We start from the raw sequence: 21,635 nt of genomic DNA, 5'->3' as shown, positions 1-21,635 counted from the left end.
CCGAACAGTGCGTTCCTCGTCGAACGCGTTGTGCGACGAAAGGCATACACACCTCGTGACCCCCTCGACCACCGTCGCCGCGGCGCCCACCGTGACCTTTGCGGAACTGGGCCTGCCCGCCGTGCTCGTGCAGGCACTGCGGCGCGACGGCATCGAGATGCCGTTCCCGATCCAGGCCGCCACCGTGCCGGACGCCTTGGCCGCCAAAGACGTGCTCGGCCGCGGGCCGACCGGTTCCGGGAAGACCCTCGCCTTCGGCCTTCCGATGCTCACCCGTTTGGCGGGCGCGTCCGCCAAGCCGGGCAGGCCGCGCGGGCTCGTACTGGTGCCGACCCGCGAGCTGGCCGCACAGATCGAGCGGGCCCTCGACGAGCCTGCACTCGCCCTCGGCCTCCGGGTTGCCTCGGTGGTCGGCGGCGCGCCGATCAGGCGCCAGGCCGACCGGCTAGCCCGCGGCGTCGACCTGCTCATCGCCACGCCGGGGCGGCTCGCGGATCTCCTCGCACAAGGCTCCGCCGACCTGTCCGACGTGGCGATCACCGCGCTGGACGAGGCCGACCACATGGCCGACATGGGCTTTCTGCCGCAGGTGACCAAACTGCTCGACCGCACACCGAAAGACGGCCAGCGCCTGCTGTTCTCGGCCACCTTGGACGGCGATGTCGACAAGCTGGTCAAGCGCTACCTGCGCTCCCCAGTCACCCATTCCACCGCGCCGCCCTCGGCCTCGGTCGCGACGATGTCGCACCACCTGCTGTACGTACGGGACAAGGTGGCCAAGCGAGCTGTTGCCACCGAGATCGCCGCGCGCGAGGGTCTGACCATCATGTTCGTCCGCACCAAGCACGGCGCGGACCGCCTCGCCAAACAGCTGCGCGGCGCGGGCATCCCCACAGGCGCGCTGCACGGCGGTAAGGCACAGAACAACCGGACCCGCACCCTCGCCGCATTCGCCGACGGCTCGGTGCCGGTACTGGTCACCACCGACGTCGCCGCCCGCGGCATCCACGTCGACGGCATTTCCCTTGTCGTGCATGTCGATCCGCCCGCCGAGCCGAAGGCATACCTGCACCGGGCCGGGCGCACCGCCCGCGCCGGCGAGGACGGCGTCGTGGTCACGCTCGTCATGGATGAGGAACGCCGTGACGTCGAGTCGATGGCGCGCAAGGCGGGAGTCGAGGTCGACGGGGTCGAGGTCCGTCCAGGCGACCGCGCGCTGATTCGGATCACCGGCGCGCGCCGACCGTCCGGTGTTCCGGTCGCGGCGCCGACCGCACCCGCGGCACCCGCCACCGACCCGGCGAAGTCCGCGCGCCGGAAGCCAGGGCGTCGCGGAGAGCCTTCCGCAACCGGTGGGCGCGGCGCGGGCGCGGCGAAGCAGTCCGGCGGACGTTCAGGCGCGGCGGCGTCCCCGGCGGGCCGCGTCAGCGGCCCCGCCAAGGGAACATCGAGCCGACGCGGCGCCGCGAAACTCGCTGGAAATTCCGCCGCGGGCAACACTGTGGGACGGCATGCGGGCGCGCCGAAGGCCGCACCCGCGCGCAACTCCGGTGCGGCGGCCGAATTCTCGGCTCGAGCCGGAGGTTCCGGGTCCGCCGACACGCCCGGGCGGCCGCGGCGACGCGCCGTGCGAGCACAGCAGTCACCACGGCTTGGCAATCACGGAGCGAACTAGTCGGTGTCCAACCATTCGGTCGGGGCCGTCGTCAGCGCGCTCATCGCGGCGCTGCTGTTCGCGGTCGCCGCGGTCGCGCAGCAACGGGCGGCGGCCGCGGTACCGGAGGGGAAATCTCTCGTCGGATCGCTGCTGCGCAACCCACGGTGGTGGGCGGGCATCGTCGGGGACGCGGGCGGATATGCCATGCAGGTCGCCGCGCTCGCGCTGGGCGCGGTGCTGTTGGTGCAGCCCATCCTGGTGAGCGCGCTGGTATTCGCGCTGCCGTTGGCCGCGCGGCTCAACAACCGCCGAATCACAGCCCGCACCTGGGCGACCGCGCTCACCCTGACCGCCGCGCTGGCTTGTTTTCTCCTCGTCGGCGATCCGACCCAGGGCAATGCCAATGCGCCGTTGCGTGAATGGCTGCTTCCGCTGGGAGTATTGCTCGGTTTGATCCTCGCGGCCACCGCAGGCGGCATCGGCGCGGCGGACCCAGCGCGGCGGGCGCTGCTGCTCGGCGCGGCCAGCGGGTCCCTGTACGGTTTGGCCGCCGCCCTCACCTCTTATGTCACCGGACTGTTCGAGCATGGCCTCGGTCACGTGGTCGGCGCCTGGCAGACCTGGGCGCTGGTCGCGGCGGGCGTCACCGGCGTCTATCTGCAGCAGCGCGCGTTCCAGGCCGGGCCGCTCGCCGCGTCACTGCCCGCCGTCACGATCGCCGAGCCGCTGGCCGCCGCCTTCCTCGGCCTCGCAGTGCTGGACGAACGCTTCCGCACCAATACGGTAGGCCTCGTCGTCACCGGGCTCGCGGTGCTGGTCATGTGCGCTACCGCGATCGCGCTCTCCCGCTCCCAGGCTGCCGCCTGATCGCCGGCATCAGCGGCCGACTCGGCATTCGCGCTATCGCGCACGAGTATCCGCACCGCCCGCGATGCCGCGCACCGGCATTCGCACATGATCGCCGACGAAGTGCGGGCGACCACGGCGTGGTTCCGGGGCGCTGCGGGGCAGGCGCGGGAGAACCAGCTCAGGACGCGCCGGTCAGCAGGTCGGTCGCCGCGGCAATGTAGGCGTGCCAGAGAACGGCGCACTCGCACCGCCTGCCGGTTATCATCGGACAAGTGCACTTTCTCCCTGGTCACCAGCCGCCGTACGACCTGACCTACGACGATATCTTCCTCGTCCCGAACCGGACCGATGTCGCGTCACGCTTCGACGTCGATCTATCCACGGCCGACGGGTCCGGCACCACCATCCCGATCGTCGTGGCCAACATGACCGCCGTCGCCGGGCGCCGGATGGCCGAGACCGTGGCCCGCCGCGGCGGCATCGTGGTCCTCCCGCAGGACCTGCCGATCAGCGCCGCCTCCGACACCATCGCCTTCGTCAAGAGTCGCTCGCTCACCGCCGACACCCCGGTCAGCCTCGACCCCGACCGCTCGGTCTCCGAGGCCGTCGCCCTTATGCACAAGCGCGCCCACGGCGCCGTGATCGTCGTCGACTCCGGACGTCCGGTCGGCGTGGTCACGGAGGCGTCCTGCGCCGACGTCGACCGCTTCGCCCGGCTGCGCGAGGTCGCGGTCACCGATTTCGTGCAGGCGCCGGCGAGTGCCTCCCCGCGCGACATCTTCGACCTGCTGGACAGCAAGCACGCCGCGTTCGCCGTGCTCACCGCCGAGGACGGCACCCTGGCGGGCGTGCTGACCCGGACCGGCGCCGTCCGCGCCGGCATCTACCAGCCCGCCGTCGACGCCAAGGGCAAGCTGCGCGTCGCGGCCGCGGTCGGCATCAACGGCGACGTGGCCGCCAAGTCCAAGTCCCTCGTCGACGCAGGCGCCGACCTGCTCGTCATCGACACCGCGCATGGCCACCAGACCAAGATGCTCGAAACCCTCGCCGCCGTCCGCGATCTCGGCCTCGGCGTCCCGCTGGTCGCGGGCAACGTGGTCTCCGCCTCGGGCACCAGAGACCTCGCCGAGGCCGGCGCGGACATCATCAAGGTCGGTGTCGGCCCCGGCGCGATGTGCACCACCCGCATGATGACCGGCGTCGGCCGTCCGCAGTTCTCCGCGGTGGCCGAATGCGCCGCCGCCGCCAAAGAACTCGGTGTGCACACCTGGGCCGACGGCGGGGTGCGCCATCCCCGCGACGTGGCGCTCGCGCTGGCCGCGGGCGCGTCCAACGTGATGATCGGCTCCTGGTTCGCAGGAACCTACGAGTCGCCCGGCGACCTGCGCGTCGACCGCGAAGGCAACGCCTACAAGGAGAGCTTCGGCATGGCGTCCAAGCGCGCAGTCGCCGCCCGCACTGCCTCCGACAGCGAATTCGACCGCGCGCGCAAGGCGCTGTTCGAGGAGGGCATCTCCAGCTCGCGGATGCGGCTGGACCCCGAGCGTCCCGGCGTCGAAGACCTGATCGACCACATCTGCTCCGGCCTCCGCAGCGCGTGCACCTACGCGGGTGCGCGAAGCCTCACCGAATTCCACGACAAGGCCGTGCTCGGCGTCCAGTCCGCGGCCGGCTTCGCCGAAGGTCGTCCGCTGCCCAGCGGTTGGTGAGTCGAGACACGGGCGAACAACCCGCCACCGGCCCACGCGACCCGACGCGTGGGCCGGTAACATAGTGGTTGCCGGACTCCGGCACCATGGCTCATTCCGCGAAAGGATCCAGTTGTCACCCGCGTCCGAGGGCGCCGCACAGGAGGGCTCCTCTATCGAGCCGGGTGACAAACCCGGCGTCCTCCTCTTCGCAGTAGTCGTCCCATCCCCTACAGGCCGGTTCCCAGCACCGTTCGGATGGTGTTGACGATGTCTGTCGCGCTCACCGCGCTCAGTTTGATCGGGCTCGTCGCTCTCACAGTCGGCACCGCCCTGTTCGTCGCCGCCGAGTTCTCCCTCACCGCACTGGAACGCAGCACCGTCGAGGCGCACGCCCGCACCGGTGACGTGCGCGCGCGGATGGTCCGCAAGGCGCATCGCACGCTGTCGTTCCAGCTGTCCGGCGCACAGCTCGGCATCACCATCACCACGCTGATCACCGGCTACATCGCCGAGCCCGTGCTGGCCAGGCTGCTGAACCCGCTGTTCACCGGGATCGGCCTGAGCGATGCCGCCGCGCACGGCGTCGCGCTCGCGCTCGCGCTGGTGCTGGCCACCTCGCTGTCGATGATCTACGGCGAGCTGGTGCCGAAGAACATCGCCATCGCCAAGCCGCTGGCCACCGCCCGCACAACGGCCGGCCCGATGATCGGCTTCTCTGTGGTGTTCAAGTGGATGATCCATTTCCTCAACAGCACCGCGAACTGGGTGGTCCGCAGGCTCGGCGTGGAGCCCGCCGAGGAGTTGCGCTCGGCGCGGTCCCCGCAGGAACTCGGCTCCCTGGTGCGCACGTCCGCGCTGCGCGGCGCGCTCGACCAGCGCACCGCTCAGGTGATGGATCGCTCGCTGCAGTTCGGCGAGCGCAGCGCCGAGGAGCTGATGACGCCGCGGGTGAAGATCGAGTCACTGGACAAGCTCGACACCATCGCCGATCTCATCGACACGGCGGGCCGCACCGGCTACTCCCGATTCCCGGTGATCGATGGCGATCTCGACAACACCTTGGGCTTCGTGCATGTCAAGCAGGCGTTCACGCACCCGGCGAACACGCGCAGGACGATCCCCTTGCGCATGCTCGCCCGCCCGGTACCGATCGTGCCCGCCAGCCTCGACGGCGACGAGGTGCTCGAACGCGTCCGTGCCGACGGCATGCAGGTAGCGCTCGTCGTCGACGAGTACGGCGGCACCGCTGGTCTGGTCACCATGGAGGACATCATCGAGGAGATCCTCGGCGACGTCCGCGACGAGCACGACGAGGAGGAGCGCGATGTGCGGCGCGTCTCCGACGGCTGGGACTGCTCAGGTCTGCTGCGCATCGACGAGGTCTCCCGGGCCACCGGATACGACGCCCCCGAGGGCGAATACGAGACCCTGGGCGGCCTCGTGCTGACCAGGCTGGGCCGTATCCCCGTGGCGGGCGACGAAGTCGTGCTGCCGAATCCCCGCTCACAGCAGTGGTCGGCGGCGGACACCCCCCGCACAGGCGGCTGGGTCGCCCGCGTCGAGCGGATGGACGGGCGGCGCATCGACCGGGTGCGCTTGATCCCGGTCGCCGCCGACGCCCTCGCCACCAGGGAGCACAGCCATGGGTGACCTGTTCGGCGTGCTGCTCACCGTCGTGCTGCTCGGCGGCAACGCCTTCTTCGTCGCGGCCGAGTTCGCGCTCATCTCCGCGCGCCGGGACCGGCTGGAAGCGCTGGCGGCACAAGGCAAACGGAACGCGACCACGGTGATCCGCGCGGGCGAGAACCTCTCGATGATGCTGGCGGCTGCCCAGCTCGGCATCACGATCTGCTCGATCCTGCTCGGCCGCGTCGGCGAGCCCGCCATCGCGCACCTGCTGGAGGGCCCCTTCGAGCTGCTCGGCCTGCCCGAGCAGCTGTTGCACCCGGTGGCGTTCACGCTCGCGCTCACCATCGTGGTCATCCTGCACATCCTGTTCGGCGAGATGATCCCGAAGAACATCGCGCTGGCCGGGCCGGAACGCAGTGCACTGCTGCTGGTTCCGGTGCACTTGATGTGGCTGCGGCTGGCCCGCCCGCTCATCGCGCTCTACAACCTCGCCGCCAACCTGTCGCTGCGGCTGCTGCAGATCGAGCCGAAGGACGAGCTGCAAGCCACCGTCTCCTCGGTCGAGCTCGCCGAGATGATCGGCGAGTCACGCTCGGAGGGCCTGCTCGACGAGGAGGAGCACCGACGCCTCACCCAGGCGCTCGGCACCAGCGACCGGGTAGTCGCCGACGTCATGGTGCCGCTGGACGCCACCCGGTCGATTCCGTTGCGTGGCAACGGGACCACCCTCGGCGACATCGAGTCCGCCGTCGCCGAGACCGGGTTCTCCCGCTACCCGGTTCGGGCGAGCGACGGCTCGCTGGTCGGGTACCTGCACGTCAAGGACGTGCTCGACAAGGTCGCCGACGAGAGCGCCGGCCCCGCGACGCCGATCCCGCGCACCGATATCCGGCCGCTGCCGACCGTCGGCATGGGCACCACGCTCTACGAGGCGTTGGCCCGCCTGCGACGCACCAACAGCCACCTCGGCCGGGTGGTCGACGAGCGGGGCAACACCACCGGTGTCGTCGCGCTGGAGGACCTCGTGGAGGAGTTCGTCGGCACCGTCCGGGACGGTACGCACCGGGTGATCGAATGAGTGCCGGGCATCGAGTTCCACCGCCCCGTCGACGGGATGTCCGCATGACCGTACTGCCTGCGGCGCGCTGGCGGGCGAGCGCTGCCGCCCACCGGGTCCGGCTCGACGAGCTGGTCGGGCCGTACTTCGAACGGCGGGCGCAGGGCTCGTCGCATCCGGTGATCGACTTCTTGTTCACCTATTACGGTCACAAGCCCGCCCAGTTGCGGCGCTGGCATCCGGGTTACGGTATCGCGCTGGCGGATGCCGCCGAATACGAAGGCTTCCGCGGGTATCGCCACACGACGGTGGAAAGCGCTACCGGAAGCAACGGCGCGGCACACGCGTTACCCAGCGGCGATTTCGACAACGTCTTCACCGCCGACCTCGCCTATCTGACCAAGCGCCGTGACACCGTCGAGTTCGTCGCGAATCTGCTGCGCGCCACCGCCTCCCGACCCGCGCAGCTGTCCTGCTTCGGCCTGCACGAGTGGGCGATGGTGTATCGCACCGACGACATCCGTCACCAGAAGGTTCCGCTGCGGCTGGGACGATCGGGCACCGACGCCGTGGTCGAGTCGATGTCGTTGCGCTGCACGCATTTCGATGCCTATCGCTTCTTCACCCCGGAGGCGGTGGGCCGGAATGCCGAGCCGCTGACGCGGGCCGACCAGGTGTTCCGCGAACAGCCGGGATGCCTGCACGCCAACATGGATTTGTACAAGTGGGGCTTCAAGCTGGTCCCGCTGATCTCCTCCGAGCTGCTGCTGGACTTTTTCGAATCGGCCTGCGCCGCCCGCGAACTCGACATGCGCGCCAGCCCCTACGATCTGTCCGAGTACGGCTATGAGCCGGTGCGCATCGAGACACCGGTGGGGCGCGCCGAGTACGTCCGCGCACAATCGGCGCTGGCCGAGCGCGCGGCCGAGTTGCGCCAGATCTTCCTTGCCGTATGCGACGGACTTCTCGCGCAGCACTCCGCTCCGCCGCCGTTCGCCCGGCCCGGTCATTGGTACCGGGCGTAGCACACCGCTGAGTGCCGATCGTACGAAAATTTCCGCTCGGCCTTCGCCTACAAAGGCAAGAGCGCTCGCTCGATGATCCACCAGCAGGGTCTGGAAGCGGGGCTGATGGGCACGCTGCTCACCCAGCGCACGGCGGCGCGGCCGTCCTGATCGCCACGCGCCGTCAGGACGCCATGTGCAGCGCGAACCCGCTCGCGCCCTTCGCCTCCCGACCGGGCTCCAGGCGCAGGCTCCGGTCGTAGTCGCCCCCACCTTGCGAGCGGTAGCGGATCGGTTCCAGCTTCGCCAGGTTCGACATTCGCTGCCTGAGGTCGTCGGCGACCTCGTCGAAACGCTCCGAGCCGAGCCGAATAGTGCCGTGCACGAGGAACGGCGGCAGCACGTCCATACCCGGGTAGTAAAGAATGCCGTGGTGAATCGGGAATAGCAGGTCGTCGACCGGCCCATTGATGCCGCGATCGGAGTACGACGGCTCCCTGCCGCCGATACTGACCACGAGCATGGCACGCCTGCCCGCCAGCACGCCTGCCCCATACCTCGGCAGCGCATTCCCCCCGGCACCGTAGGCGAACCCGCAGGTGAGAACCCGATCGACCCAGCCCTTCATGATCGCGGGCATGCTGAACCACCACAGCGGGAAATGCAGGAGGACCGTGTCGGCCCAGAGCAGTTTCTCCTGCTCGGCGCGGATGTCGGGGCTCAGCGTCCCGTTCTGATAGGCGGCACCTGAGGCCAGCATGAAGTTGGTCTCCTCGACCGCACCGAAATCGTCGGTGTCGGCGTGGGCTTTCCAGCCCATGGCGTACAGATCTGTTATCAGTACCTCGTGGCCGTCTGCCCGTAACTGTTGCACTGCGACGTCTTTCAGCGCGCCGGTGAGTGAGTCCGGCTTCGGGTGGGCGTACACGACCAGTACGTTCATTCCAGCTTTCGTCACATCTCGGCGCAACGCCGTTGGCTGCGGAGGTATTCCGGCATGCCTTCGACCTGCACCGACTTGCCTCGCCGTCCACCAGAACGCAGAAGCCGACGGTGTTCACGGGCGTTTCCTACCTCTCCTACGCCTGGCCGATCTCCGAGGACGGCCGGAAACACACGGTGGGCGGCGCCTTCTCCACCGCCGGCGGCGTCCTGGGTGCCCTCGCCGAAGCCCTCTGGATCGAGCCCCGCGCATCGACAACCGTCAACGGACAGCCACCCGGAATCTCCATCGATCAACGCATAGCCGCGGGAACTATCCCAGGATCGGTTAGCGGCCAACCCCGGCTGGGCGGATCAGGTTTTCTCGGTGAACCGGTACCAGTGCCCCTCGAACGTCTCGTACTCGACGCCGTTGGCGGCGGGCGGGCCGATGTGGGGTGGGGTCGCGGTGTCGCGGAAGTAGGCGAATCCGCCCGAGTTAGATTCGTGTGCTTGGGTGTAGAACAGGCAGCCGCCGTCACGGGAAGTGATGTAGGTGATGGTGTAGATGCCGAGGCGGGTGCGGTGGCCCGGGTTGGCGCAGTCGGCGGCTTGGTCTTCGAGGATGGTGCGCGAGAGCCGCCAGCCGGTGGTTTCCGGTATGTCGAACCAGACCAGCGCTACCAGGACGCCGATGAGGAGAGGCGAAACGAGACTGTGGAAGAAGGCGCGGTAGCGGAGCAGGCCCAGCAGCCCGAACAGCAGGGCGATCGCGCCGAGCACCCCGAGTACGAGCCACAGCACAACGATCGTCGGGAGCGTCCCCTCGGCCGCCAGCTGCCAGAACAGCGCTAGACAGGACACTGCGACGAGGGCGGCCAAGAGCCCCATCCAGAGAACGAACCAACGAGGAATACGCGCCCGTGTACGGGGTCTGGTGGTGCTCACCTGATCAAGATACGAGCGGGGCGGGCTTCGCGGGCGCTATCGAGGGCGAAATCGTCCGACCCGCTGGCGATCACGACACTGCGGCCCCCAGCCAGGCGGGACGATCAGAGGCGGGAGACCCGCGGAATCGGTGCACATCCCAATTCCGCAAGGCGACCGAGCGCTACACGATGGGTTGACGATGTGCATCCCTTCGAACTTTCCTGACAATCCGACGATCACTTGCCGTCGCCGCACACCTCGCAATCGTGAACTCACGTTTCGGCCCGGCACCGGCCTCGGACGCGAAAATCCCCCGGCCAGGCACCTGACCAGGGGATTCGACTATCGAAATCGATCGCTCACAGCGGCGGGAACCCCGCCGACCCGGTGGCCAGCCAATTCCAGAACATCGCGGCACGATTGACGAGCAATGCCACGATGTCGAGCACAACGCTTCCCATGAATCTTCCTCACAAATCGACGATCTCGTGCGCCCACAGGGTAACGGATTGATAAACGGGAGTCGATGCTCGTCATAGTGGAAAGCGCGAATCCCCCGGCCGACCAAGTCGACCAGGGAATTCGCGACATGCGGAATTACACGGAGGCCAGCGACTTCGCCTCGCGGCGACGGCGGTGCAGGATCGGCTCGGTGTAGCCGTTCGGCTGCCTGGCGCCCTCCAGGATCAGTTCCTTGGCGGCCTGGAAGGCGATGCTCCCTACAAAGTCCGGTGCCATGGCCCGATAGCTCCGGTCGCCGGCGTTCTGCCGGTCCACGACCGGGGCCATCCGCTCCAGGCTGGCCACCACCTCATCGGCCGTGACGATGCCGTGGCGCAGCCAGTTGGCCATCAGCTGGCTCGAAATGCGCAGGGTCGCACGGTCTTCCATGAGCGCGACATCCTTGATGTCGGGCACCTTGGAGCAGCCGACGCCCTGGTCGATCCAGCGCACCACGTAGCCCAGGATGGACTGCGAGTTGTTGTCCAGCTCTTGGCGCTTCTCTTCGTCGGTCCAGTTCGGCTGGGCGGCCAACGGGATCTCCAGGATTTCCTCGACGGTGGCGCGGCGGCCGCCCTTGGCGATCTCCTGCTGCCGTTTGAACACATCGACCAGGTGGTAATGCGTCGCGTGCAGGGTGGCGGCGGTCGGCGACGGGACCCATGCGGTATTGGCCCCCGCCCGCGGGTGGCCGATCTTCTGTGTGAGCATGTCAGCCATCAGGTCCGGCATGGCCCACATGCCCTTGCCGATCTGCGCCTTGCCCGGCAGGCCCGCGGCAAGACCGGTGTCGACGTTCCAGTCCTCGTAGGACAGAATCCACTGCTGAGACTTCATGTCGGCCTTGCGGACCATCGGACCGGCCTCCATGGAGGTGTGGATCTCGTCGCCGGTACGGTCGAGGAAGCCGGTATTGATGAACACGACGCGCTCCGCCGCGGCCTGGATACAGGCCTTCAGGTTCACCGTGGTGCGACGCTCCTCATCCATGATGCCGACCTTGAGCGTGTTGCGATCCAGCCCGATCACGTCCTCGATCCGGCCGAACAACTCGTTGGTGAACGCGACCTCGTCCGGACCGTGCATCTTCGGCTTCACGATGTAGACCGAGCCGGTCCGGCTGTTCTTCAGCGCGGTGTCGCCGTTCAGGCTGTGCTTGGCGACCAGCGAGGTGATCAGGCCGTCCATGATGCCTTCGGGCACCTCGTTGTCCTCGGCGTCGAGGATCGCGTCGGAGGTCATCAGGTGACCGACGTTGCGCACGAACAGCAGCGAACGGCCGTGCAGCACGAGCTCACCGCCGTCCAGCGCGGTGTACACGCGGTCGGGGTTCATGGTGCGGGTGAAGGTCTTCTCGCCCTTGCTGACCTTCTCGGCCAGGTCACCCTTCATCAGGCCGAGCCAGTTGTGGTAGCAGAGCACCTTGTCCTCGGCGTCCACGGCGGCGACCGAGTCCTCGAAGTCCATGATCGTGGTGACCGCGGACTCCAGCACGAGGTCCTTGATGCCCGCGCTGTCGGTGCTGCCGATCGGCGAGGCCGGGTCGATCTGGATCTCGATGTGCAAACCGTTGTGCTTCAGCAGGACCGAACTCGGGGACTCGGGATCGCCGAGGTAGCCGACCAGTTGCGAGGCGTCGGCGAGGCCGATGCTGGTGCCGTCCTCCAAGACGACCTCCAGCTCGCCGTCGACAATCCGGTACGACGCCGAGCCGATGTGCGAGCCGGTGATCAGAGTGACCGAGTCGTCGAGGAAGTTGCGCGCCCACTCGATGACCTTGTCGCCGCGCACCTTGTTGTAGCCGCTGCCCTTCTCCGCGCCGTTCTCCTCGGAGATGGCATCGGTGCCGTAGAGCGCGTCGTAGAGCGAGCCCCAGCGTGCGTTCGCGGCGTTGATCGCGAAGCGGGCGTTCATCACCGGCACCACGAGCTGCGGTCCGGCGGTAGTGGCGATCTCGTCGTCCACGTTCTGCGTGGCGATCCGGAATTCGGCGGGCTCGGCACGCAGGTAGCCGATGTCGGTCAGGAAGTTCTTGTAGGCGGCCTTGTCGTAGTTCGCGCCGGGGTGCTCGGCGTGCCAGGCGTCGACCTTGCCCTGGATCTCGTCGCGTTCGGCCAGCAGGGCACGGTTGCGCGGCGCGAGATCGTTGATGATCTGCTCGGCACCGGCCCAGAACGCGGCGGAATCCACGCCGGTCCCGGGGAGCGCCTCGTTCTCGATGAACTCGTGGAGAACGCTGGCCACCTGGAGCCCGCCGACCTGAATCCGCTCTGTCATCTACTGCCTCACTTCTGAGAAAGCCGGGTGGGAAAAGACGCAACCATGTTACCCGTCGGTAGTAATACCACCGTGCGTCGGGTCGACACGCCGTCTGCCCAATCTGTTCCGCCACGCCAATCGTGAGTGGGTCCACTACTCGGCGGGTCGCAAAGGTGTCGGCGGTCGGCCGGACAACCCCTTGATCGTATCGCGCGACCTGACTAATGTACTGATCGGAACATTTTCGGGCACAGAGCCAGGAGGGCAGGTGTCACTCACGGACAAGTCGTCGTCACCGGAGGCAGCCGGGGCCTCGACAAGGAGACGGTGCTCGCATTGGAGGCGGCGGAGGCGAAGGTGGTGATCGCCGGCCGCAAACTCGACGACTGCGCCACCCTGGCCGCCGGGGTGAAGAATCAGGACGGGCACCGACCCCTGCCGGTGGCCCCTGGATCCGGCGCGATGATCGCCCCGGTCCGTCGACGTGGTCGCCCGCCCGCCGCTGAGTCGACAGCGGGCGACACCAGGCAGCGGATCGTGCGGGCGGCGATCGATCTCTTCGCCGAGAAGGGCTTTCACGGCACCGGTGTGGCCGAGATCGGCGAGCGCGCCGACATACAGCGCGGCGCGCTGTATTACCACATCGGCTCCAAAGAAGAGTTGCTCTGGCAGATCCTGCGCGACTACATCCAGCCGATGCTGGTCGAGGCCGAACAGATCACCGACGGCGACGACGATCCGATCACCAAGCTGCGCAACCTGATCCACAGTCACGTCCGGCTGATCATCCGGCATCAGCGCGAGGTAACCATCCAGCTACGCGACGTCGGTGCGTTGACCGGCGGACGCGCCGCCGACCTGCAGGGCCTGCGCGACCGTATCCAGCGCTGCTGGCAGCGCGTCATCGACGCGGGCCATGCCGGGGGGCTGCTGCGCACCGACGACCACGTGGTCACCAACAGCGTGCTCGGCATGTTGAACATGGTGACGTTCTGGTACCGCCCACACGGCGGCCACTCCCCAGGCGAGATCGCCGACATCCTCGCGACCACCCTCCTCGACGGCGTGGTGACCTGCACCGACAGAAACACGAAAGGCTGACCATGGCGTGGGATTTCGAGACGGATCCGGAGTACCAGAAGAAGCTGGACTGGGCGGCAGCGTTCGTCCGCGCCGAGGTGGAACCGCTCGACCTGCTGTACCCGAACCCTTACGACCGCACCGACCGAGAAGCTATGGCGCTGATGCGCCCGCTGAAGGAGAAGGTCAAGGAGCAGGGCCTGTGGGCTTGCCACTTGGGACCGGAACTCGGCGGCCCCGGCTACGGGCAGATGAAACTCGCGTTACTCAACGAGGTACTGGGCACCTCGGTCTGGGCGCCCTCGGTATTCGGTTGCCAGGCACCGGACTCCGGCAACGCGGAGATTCTCGCCCACTACGGCACCCCGGAGCAGAAGGCCATCTATCTGGAGCCGTTGTTGGCCGGTGAGATCGGCTCCTGTTATGTAATGACCGAGCCGACCGGCGGCTCGGACCCCACGCTGTTCACCACCCGTGCGGTGCGCGACGGCGATCACTGGGTGATCAACGGCGAGAAGTGGTTCAACTCGAACGCGCAGTTCGCCGGCTTCCACATCGTCATGGTGGTGACCAACCCGGATGTCAGCCCGTACCAGGGCATGTCGATGTTCATCGTGCCCGCGGGCACGCCCGGTCTGGAGATCGTCAAGAACTTCCACGTCGCGGGGTTCAGCGAGCACGAGGGCCATTTGCGGTTCACCGACGTCCGCGTCCCCGCCGATCATCTGCTCGGCGCCGAGGGGCAGGGCTTCGTCGTCGCGCAGACCCGTCTGGGTGGCGGGCGGGTGCATCACGCGATGCGTACCGTCGCCCTGGTGCGCAAGGCCTTCGACATGATGGCCGAGCGCGCGGTATCCCGCCGCATGCGCAACGGTCCGCTGGCGGGGCTGCAGATGACCCAGGAACGCATCGCCGACAGCTGGATCGAGATGGAGCAGTTCCGGCTACTGGTGCTGCGCACGGCGTGGCGCATCGACAAGGAGCAGGACTACCTGAAGGTGCGCAAAGACATCGCCGCCATCAAGGTCGCGATGCCCAAGGTGATGCACGATATGGCCCAGCGCGCGCTGCACCTGCACGGCGCGATCGGCGTCAGCCAAGACCTGCCGTTCATCGACATGCTCGGCTACGCCGAGGTGATGGCGATCGCCGACGGACCGACAGAGGTGCACAAGATCACCCTGGCGAAGGAGGTCCTGAAGGACTACGTGCCCGGCGATCCGGTGTACCCGAGCGGGTATCGCCCCGCGCTGCGGGAGAAGGCGCGCGAACTGGTGGCCGAACGGTTGGAGCACATCGTCGGAAACCTCTGACCCGCCCCGGCAGGCAGTTCGCGGCACCGGGCACGTGCATGATCGTGACCAGGCGCCTTGGGGATCGGCGGCGCTCGATGTGGAGCCCTGGATCACGACGCGCGCTCGGCCGGAGCAGCGGGACGCACCGGATCGGAGTACTCCGCCACCGGACTCAACCGCAGAACCGAGGGCATCCGCCGGGTGAGCGCGGACGGTCCGGTGAACTCCACGCGACCCATGCGCACCGCGTGCGTCAACAGCAGCCTGCCCAGCCACACCTGGTACAGCGAGCCGACGTCGGAACTGATGACGACATCCACCGGATACCCGGGATCGGACTCGCACACCGACGGCACGCCTGCCTCGATCACGATCCAGAAGCGGCGGGGCTCGTCGGCGAAGCGCACCAGCAGCACCTGACGCCTGCCCGGTAACGACGAGGTGTCCAGGCGGGTGTGCATCCACCACACCAGCAGCGCCGCGTCGAGTTCGTCGGCCTGCGGGTCGCCGAAGGTCCAGCGCGCACCCCATTCGCCGAGGCCGAACAGGATCGGCTCCAGTTCACGTCCTGCCTGCGAATTGGAGATGCGCTACCGTGACGTACACGGCTGCCTGTTCCACCCGCTTCCCCGAGCCAAGCAGACCCACTTCACCGGTCGTGTTCTGCTCGGACACACGCCGATCGGTTGACACCGCCACCCGCCTCATTCCCTTGGTGGGGCGCAAGCCCGAAAAATGACGACCGCCCAGCACGGTCGACGGGGCGGCGCCGTCGTCTCCGCTCCCCCGACCTCGAGCGCGCCACGACGCAGTCACACACCACCGCCCGTGGCGCGTTCGTCTCCCATGAGCACAGGTTCAACGTCTCCTTCGACGCTGCCGTGCCGCGGCCGGTCTGAACCGCCTCTGGCAGCTTCGACGCACCCGATCGGGCCGCGGGACGCACCGCCGGAAAATAGCCCGACAACGGCGGGTACGTTGTGTCACCATGTGATTCGACGATGACCACCGGATCGAGGCTGGTCACCGAACAGTGGAGAGGAGGGGCGGCAGTGATTCCGGAGAAAACGAATCGGGTGGATCCCGACGCGATGCCGCGGTTGTCGACCGCGGGCGACGCGTTCGGCTCGCAGTTGTGCATAGCGCACGGCGGACCGGACGACAGCCGCCTCCCGGCCGCCTGCTGACGCCGGCGCACCTCTCTCGTCTCTCGCTCGATTTCGCACGAAACATGGTGATTCCCATGCCATTCCGCCGCACCACCGATCAGGTGGTGTTGACCGCCGACAACTGGATACACACCGGTGTGCTGGTCCTGAACGCCTCTTACGAGGCGCTCGACGAGATCGGTGCCGACCGGGCTGTCGTGCTGCTTATCGCCGGAGCGGCGGAGACGGTCGCGGACCGCGAGCCGCACTTCCCGATTCGGTCTCGGCGCGTGGAACTCGCTCTGCCGGAGACCATTCGGCTGCTGCGCTATGTGTACATCGAACACGCCGCGCGGGTGCACGACGAGAGCCGGGCGACACCGGCCGGTGTGCTGCGCCGGGACAACCATCGGTGCGGCTACTGCGCGGGCTGGGCCCACACCGTGGACCATATCCGGCCACGCTCGCGGGGCGGCCCGAACATTTGGAGCAACCTGGTGGCTTGCTGCGCGCCGTGCAACATGGCCAAGGCCGATCGCACCCCAGAGGAGTCGGGCATGCGCCTGCTCTGGGAGCCGAAGGCGCCCAACCACCGCGCCAAACAGCAACGGCGGATCTGGAAGCAGCTCGCCACCACATGACCACGATCCGAGGAAGGAGAAGATCACGATGACCCGCACCGAGACCACGACCGTCGCGGAGTCGACCCTGGCCGACCTGCTCCCACTCTCGGATTCCCGAGAGTGGCACCGGGCAGCCTGCCGCGGCGACCCGAACCACGAAGCCTGGTTCCCATACCCCTCGCAGGATTTCGACTATGCGCGCGAAGTCTGTGCGGTCTGCCCGATCCGGGACGCGTGCGGTGAATTCGCCGCACGCACCGGACAGTCCGGTGTCTGGGGCGGGCACGAGTTCGACCGTGGACACGTGATCCGCCAGTGACGATCCGCCGTCGCGCCCCGCCAGGCGCGGCATCGCATGCGACGCGCACCGTCCGCCGCGGCGCAGGTGAGGGAACCTCGCCGATCCGGGCAACCGCGGGTGACCATACACTGAGCGCGTGGGCACTCATCGCAGCGGAACCAGGTCCCGGGGCGTCAGCAAAGGTCCGGTTATCGCAGTGGTCGCCGTTGCGCTACTCGTCGCGAGCGTCGTCGGCTGGTTTCAGCTACGGGATAGGGCGGCCGATCAGGACAGCGCGGCGGCGGCCGAGTGCGTGGAGGGGCCCGCGACGCTCTACGTGACCGCCGATCAGGACATCGCATCGCAGGTGCGGGCCGTCGCCGACAGCTACAACGCGACCAAGCCGCGGGTACGCGACCACTGCGCGCAGGTCGAGGTGACGGCGCAGCCGTCCACGGCGATCGTCGCCGCGTTCACCGGCGGCAAAGCGTGGGACCGGGCGCTCGGCCCGCAGCCTGCGCTGTGGATCGCCGATTCGACCCGCTCGATCGAGTCGATGCGGGTGCCTGGGCTGATCGAGGGCAGTCCCGTGCCGGTAGTCGGGAGTCCGATCGTGCTCGCGGTGCCGGAGGATCTGCGCGGCGCGCTGGAGCAGGCCCAGCTCGGCTGGGCGGATCTACCGCGCCTGCAACAAGGTTCGCTCGGCGAGCTCGGACTGTCCGGCTGGGGCGGTCTGCGGATGGCCTTGCCGTCGGGTGACGCCACGCTCGCCGCGGCGACCGCGGTCGGCGCCGCGGTGTCGGGCACCGACCCGCTCAGCGCGGAGGCCGCGCAGTCCGGTCAGGTCGTCGCCGCGGTTTCCGGGCTCGCCGCAGGCGCTCCTGAGGCGTCCGACACCGCGGCCGCGCTCGACGCCCTCGCAGGTGCGCAGGACGCGCCGATTCACGCGGTGGCCGCTACTGAACAGCAACTGAAAGCGCGACCTGGGCTCGCCGCGTTCCGCCCCGCCGGGTCCGCGCCGATGGCAGATTACCCGGCCGCACTGATGTCCGGGCCGTGGGTGGACAAGACGCAGAATCTCATCGCCGGACGCTTCATCGACTACCTGCGTGCCCCGAATCAGGCGCAGAACTTCCTCGCGGCCGGATTCACCACCGCACCGCAGTCCGCGGCCGCTGCCCCGCCGCGTGCCGTCCTCGACAAGATTCGGGCCACCCTCGCGAATCCCGTTCTCGGCGTGCAGTCCACGGTCCTGGTCGACGTTTCGTCCTCCATGGCGACCACCGAGGGCGGCACCACACGTCTGGCGAATGTTCTTGCCGCCCTGAACTCCACGATGACCGTCATGCCACCCGATTTCGGCCTCGGCGTCTGGACCTTCGGCAAGAATCTCGACGGCGCCGCCCCGTACCAGGTGCAGGCCGCCACGGCGCCGCTCACCGCCGATCAGCGAACAAAAATCAGCACCGCCCTGAATTCCGTGCGCCCCAGTGAGATTCGTTCCGACCAGGCGTACCCGTCCCTGATCGCCGCGTACAAGAGCGCCATCGACGGGTACGCACCGGGCCGCACCAACTCGGTGCTGCTGATCACCGACGGACCCGAGGACGACTCGACCGTCACCGGAACCAAGCTGGCAGCCGACATCGCCGCCGCGATCGACCGCGCCCACCCGGTCCGGATCGACGTGATCGTAATCGGCAGCGGCACCCAGACCCTCCAAAGCCTGGCGCAGCAGACCGGCGGCACCTATACCCGCCTGGCCACATCCGACGACATCAGCTTCGGCTCCGCCGTCGTTCAGGCCCTCACCACGCCGTAGCCGACCCCGGGCCGTCGGCGTAAGACTCCAACGGCGGGCATGAGCACACCAAATTCCGATCGCCATAAGCCCCGTCGACCCGGCGTACCGGCGGCCACACCTTGGCCCTGGCGTGCGCAAGGCCGCGGGGGTAGACGGCGAGCTCGCGGCTGTAGGGATGCCCCCACTCCCCCACCAGCGACGCCGCGGTGTGCGGCGCACCGCGCAGCGGGTTGTCGGTCACCGGCCACACTCCCGCAGCGACCTGGTCGATCTCGGCGCGGATGGCGATCATCGCGTCGATGAAATCGTCCAGCTCGGCGAGGTTCTCGCTCTCGGTCGGCTCTACCATGAGCGTGCCCGCCACTGGGAAACTCATGGTCGGTGCGTGGAAACCATAGTCCGCCAGGCGCTTGGCCACGTCGTCGACGGTGACACCGGTGTGCTTCGTGATCTCGCGCAGGTCGAGGATGCACTCGTGCGCGACCATGCCGCTCGCACCGGTGTAGAGCACCGGGAAGTACTCGTCGAGCCTGCGGGCGATGTAGTTCGCCGAGGCGATCGCCGACAGCGTGGCCCTGCGCAGGCCGTCGGCGCCCATCATGCGGATATACGCCCAGGTGATCGGCAGGATCGAGGCCGAGCCGTACTTCGCCGCCGACACCGCGTGCGAGCCTGACTGCAGCGGATCGCCGGGCAGATACCGCGCCAGGTGTGCGCGCACCGCGACCGGGCCGACACCGGGACCGCCGCCACCGTGCGGGATGCAGAACGTCTTGTGCAGGTTGAGGTGGCTCACATCGCCGCCGAACCGGCCCGGACGAGCGAGGCCGACCAGAGCGTTCAGGTTCGCGCCGTCCACGTAGACCTGGCCGCCCGCGTCGTGCACGAGTGCGCACAGCTCGGCGACCTCATGCTCGTACACCCCATGCGTGGACGGGTAGGTGATCATGATGCAGGCCAGCCGGTCGGCGTGGTCGGCGATCTTGGCGCGCAGGTCGTCCAGATCGACATCCCCGTTGTCGCGGCACCTCACCACCTCGACGCGCAGCCCGGCCATGGCCGCCGATGCCGCGTTGGTGCCGTGCGCGCTGGATGGGATGAGGCAGGTGTCGCGGTGGGCGTCACCGCGGTCCAGGTGGTAGCGCCGGATGGCCAGCAGCCCAGCGTACTCGCCCTGACTGCCCGCGTTCGGCTGCAGGCTCACCGAGTCGTAGCCCGTGATATCCGACAGCCAGTTCTCCAGGTCCGATATCACCCGCAGTAGTCCGGTCGCGTCCTCGACTGGCGCGTACGGGTGCACACGGGCAAAGCCGGGCCAGGTGATGGCCTCCATCTCCGCGGTGGCGTTGAGCTTCATGGTGCACGAGCCGAGCGGAATCATGCTCCGGTCCAACGCGATGTCCTTGTCGGACAGCGACCGCAGATAGCGGAGCATCGCCGTCTCGGTGTGGTACTTCGTGAACGCGGGATGGGTCAGGAACTTCGAGGTGCGGGTCTCGATCGCGGCGATCGGGGCGGCCGCGCCCTGCTCGGACGACAGCGCGGTCCCGAAGGATTCGAGCACGGCCGCGACATGCGCGTCGGTCGTCGTCTCGTCGCAGGCGATACCGACGCGGTCGGCGTCCACGAGGCGCAGGTTGATGCCGCGCGACTTCGCCTTCGCCACAACGGCTTCCGCTCCCCCGGGCACATATGCGAGCACGGTGTCGAAGAAGGTGTCGTACACGACGGCGCCGTCCAGCCCCGCCGCGATCGCCGCAGCGTGCCCGTGCACCCTGCGGGCGATGGCGCGCAGGCCCTCGGCACCGTGGTAGCTGGCGTACATCGCGGCCACGATGGCCAGCAGCACCTGCGCGGTACAGATGTTGGAGGTCGCCTTTTCGCGGCGAATGTGCTGCTCACGGGTCTGCAGCGCGAGACGGTATGCGATGTCGCCGTCTGCGTCCACCGAAACGCCGACCAGGCGACCGGGCAGCTGACGAGCCTGCGCCTTGCGCACCGCGAGATACCCGGCGTGCGGACCACCGTAGCCGAGCGGAACACCGAAACGCTGGGTGGTGCCGAAGCACACGTCGACGCCCTGCTCGCCGGGCGGCGTGATGAGCGTCATCGCCAGCAGGTCCGCGCCCACCGCGACCAGCGCACCGCGCTCGTGTGCCGCGGTGATGACGCCGGTCCAGTCCACGACGCGACCGGAGGCACCGGGCGTCTGCGCCAGCACGCCGAAGAACTCGCCGTCGGGCAGGTCGCCGGTGGACAGATCCGCCTCGACGATCTCGAGGCCGAGCGGCTCGGCCCTGGTGAACAACACGGTCCTGGTCTGCGGGAACAGATCGGAGTCGATGACCAGGCGCGAGGACTTGGACTTGCTCGCGCGATGCAGCAGCGTCATCGCCTCGGCGGCGGCGGTGGCTTCGTCCAGCATGGACGCATTGGCGACGTCCATTCCGGTCAGCTCGGACACCATGGTCTGGAAGTTGATGAGCGCCTCGAGTCTGCCCTGGCTGATCTCCGGCTGATAGGGCGTGTAGGCGGTGTACCAGGCCGGGTTCTCCAGCAGGTTGCGCACCAGCACCGGCGGGGTCAGCGTGTCGTAGTAGCCGAGCCCGATCATCGAGCTGGCCACGGTGTTCGCCTGTGCGAGCCCGGCCAGCTCGGCCAGCACCTCGTGCTCGGTGGCCGCCGCGGGCAGTCCGGTCAGGCCGGTGCTGTCCAGGATGCCGGCGGGCAGCGCCTTGGCGGCCAGCTCGTCGAGCGACGGCACGCCGACGGCGTCCAGGATCCGGGCGAGTTCGTCCCGGTCGGGTCCGATGTGGCGGTCGGCGAATGAGCGAGTCACGGCAGCTCCCAAGGTCGGGCGGTGTCGACGGTGGTCGACGGGTACCAGCCCTCCCCCTCTGTCGTGGC

General features: G+C 68.4%; 17 protein-coding genes. 12 read left to right on the top strand and 5 right to left on the bottom strand.

Features of this window, described 5'->3' with window-relative positions; translation table 11 throughout:
• The first annotated feature begins 55 nt into the window (after positions 1-55).
• The 6 genes from OHB12_RS01690 to OHB12_RS01665 all read left to right on the top strand — a co-directional run bounded on the left by OHB12_RS01690 (position 56) and on the right by OHB12_RS01665 (position 7,908).
• Positions 56-1,675 (top strand): DEAD/DEAH box helicase, encoded by a 1,620-nt coding sequence (locus OHB12_RS01690; protein WP_327115492.1) that lies wholly within the window; start codon positions 56-58, stop codon positions 1,673-1,675.
• 3 nt (positions 1,676-1,678) lie between these two features.
• Positions 1,679-2,524, top strand: coding sequence for a DMT family transporter (locus tag OHB12_RS01685; RefSeq protein WP_327115490.1), 846 nt, complete (start codon positions 1,679-1,681; stop codon positions 2,522-2,524).
• A 254-nt stretch (positions 2,525-2,778) separates the two neighbouring features.
• Complete coding sequence (locus tag OHB12_RS01680; protein WP_327115488.1) at positions 2,779-4,215, top strand: GuaB1 family IMP dehydrogenase-related protein; 1,437 nt, start codon at positions 2,779-2,781, stop codon at positions 4,213-4,215.
• Positions 4,216-4,464: 249 nt separating this feature from the next.
• On the top strand, positions 4,465-5,847 hold the full coding sequence (locus OHB12_RS01675; protein WP_327115486.1) for a hemolysin family protein: 1,383 nt from the start codon (positions 4,465-4,467) through the stop codon (positions 5,845-5,847).
• Positions 5,840-6,904, top strand: coding sequence for a hemolysin family protein (locus tag OHB12_RS01670; RefSeq protein ID WP_327115484.1), 1,065 nt, complete (start codon positions 5,840-5,842; stop codon positions 6,902-6,904). The genes OHB12_RS01675 and OHB12_RS01670 overlap by 8 nt, the downstream gene beginning before the upstream one ends.
• Before the next feature lie 44 nt (positions 6,905-6,948).
• Entirely contained in the window at positions 6,949-7,908 is a 960-nt protein-coding gene (locus tag OHB12_RS01665) for a 3-methyladenine DNA glycosylase (protein ID WP_327115482.1), read from the top strand.
• Positions 7,909-8,071: 163 nt separating this feature from the next.
• On the opposite strand, the gene OHB12_RS01660 is transcribed toward OHB12_RS01665, so the two are convergent.
• The 3 genes from OHB12_RS01660 to OHB12_RS01650 form a co-directional block, all read right to left on the bottom strand.
• Complete coding sequence (locus OHB12_RS01660; RefSeq protein WP_327115480.1) at positions 8,072-8,830, bottom strand: NAD(P)H-dependent oxidoreductase; 759 nt, start codon at positions 8,828-8,830, stop codon at positions 8,072-8,074.
• A gap of 353 nt (positions 8,831-9,183) precedes the next feature.
• Positions 9,184-9,699, bottom strand: coding sequence for a hypothetical protein (locus OHB12_RS01655; RefSeq protein ID WP_327115478.1), 516 nt, complete (start codon positions 9,697-9,699; stop codon positions 9,184-9,186).
• A gap of 636 nt (positions 9,700-10,335) precedes the next feature.
• The gene (locus OHB12_RS01650) at positions 10,336-12,516 is read right to left on the bottom strand and encodes a malate synthase G (protein WP_327115476.1); all 2,181 of its coding nucleotides are present in this window, start codon (positions 12,514-12,516) and stop codon (positions 10,336-10,338) included.
• A gap of 444 nt (positions 12,517-12,960) precedes the next feature.
• Here OHB12_RS01650 and OHB12_RS01645 point away from each other — a divergent pair, with 444 nt between their 5' ends.
• Positions 12,961-13,599, top strand: coding sequence for a TetR/AcrR family transcriptional regulator (locus OHB12_RS01645; protein ID WP_327120834.1), 639 nt, complete (start codon positions 12,961-12,963; stop codon positions 13,597-13,599).
• 2 nt (positions 13,600-13,601) lie between these two features.
• Positions 13,602-14,891, top strand: a complete 1,290-nt coding sequence (locus OHB12_RS01640) for an acyl-CoA dehydrogenase family protein (RefSeq protein WP_327115474.1) — start codon at positions 13,602-13,604, stop codon at positions 14,889-14,891.
• Between the two features lie 92 nt (positions 14,892-14,983).
• Here OHB12_RS01640 and OHB12_RS01635 read toward each other — a convergent pair whose 3' ends face one another.
• Positions 14,984-15,334, bottom strand: coding sequence for a hypothetical protein (locus OHB12_RS01635; protein ID WP_327115472.1), 351 nt, complete (start codon positions 15,332-15,334; stop codon positions 14,984-14,986).
• Positions 15,335-15,874: 540 nt separating this feature from the next.
• Here OHB12_RS01635 and OHB12_RS01630 point away from each other — a divergent pair.
• The 4 genes from OHB12_RS01630 to OHB12_RS01615 all read left to right on the top strand — a co-directional run bounded on the left by OHB12_RS01630 (position 15,875) and on the right by OHB12_RS01615 (position 18,746).
• On the top strand, positions 15,875-16,060 hold the full coding sequence (locus tag OHB12_RS01630; protein WP_327115470.1) for a hypothetical protein: 186 nt from the start codon (positions 15,875-15,877) through the stop codon (positions 16,058-16,060).
• A 56-nt stretch (positions 16,061-16,116) separates the two neighbouring features.
• A complete protein-coding gene (locus OHB12_RS01625) occupies positions 16,117-16,662 on the top strand; it encodes an HNH endonuclease (protein WP_327115468.1) in 546 nt (181 codons plus the stop codon).
• 28 nt (positions 16,663-16,690) lie between these two features.
• The gene (locus tag OHB12_RS01620; protein WP_327115466.1) at positions 16,691-16,963 is read left to right on the top strand and encodes a WhiB family transcriptional regulator; all 273 of its coding nucleotides are present in this window, start codon (positions 16,691-16,693) and stop codon (positions 16,961-16,963) included.
• 118 nt (positions 16,964-17,081) lie between these two features.
• Entirely contained in the window at positions 17,082-18,746 is a 1,665-nt protein-coding gene (locus tag OHB12_RS01615) for a VWA domain-containing protein (RefSeq protein WP_327115464.1), read from the top strand.
• Here the strand turns inward: OHB12_RS01615 and gcvP are convergent.
• Complete coding sequence (gene gcvP / locus OHB12_RS01610; RefSeq protein WP_442799934.1) at positions 18,733-21,567, bottom strand: aminomethyl-transferring glycine dehydrogenase; 2,835 nt, start codon at positions 21,565-21,567, stop codon at positions 18,733-18,735. The two genes, OHB12_RS01615 and gcvP, sit on opposite strands and share 14 nt — an antisense overlap.
• Positions 21,568-21,635: the final 68 nt, after the last annotated feature.

It is taken from the genome of Nocardia sp. NBC_01730, from assembly GCF_035920445.1.
GTDB lineage: Bacteria > Actinomycetota > Actinomycetes > Mycobacteriales > Mycobacteriaceae > Nocardia.
This window is presented reverse-complemented; position numbering and strand designations above follow the sequence as displayed.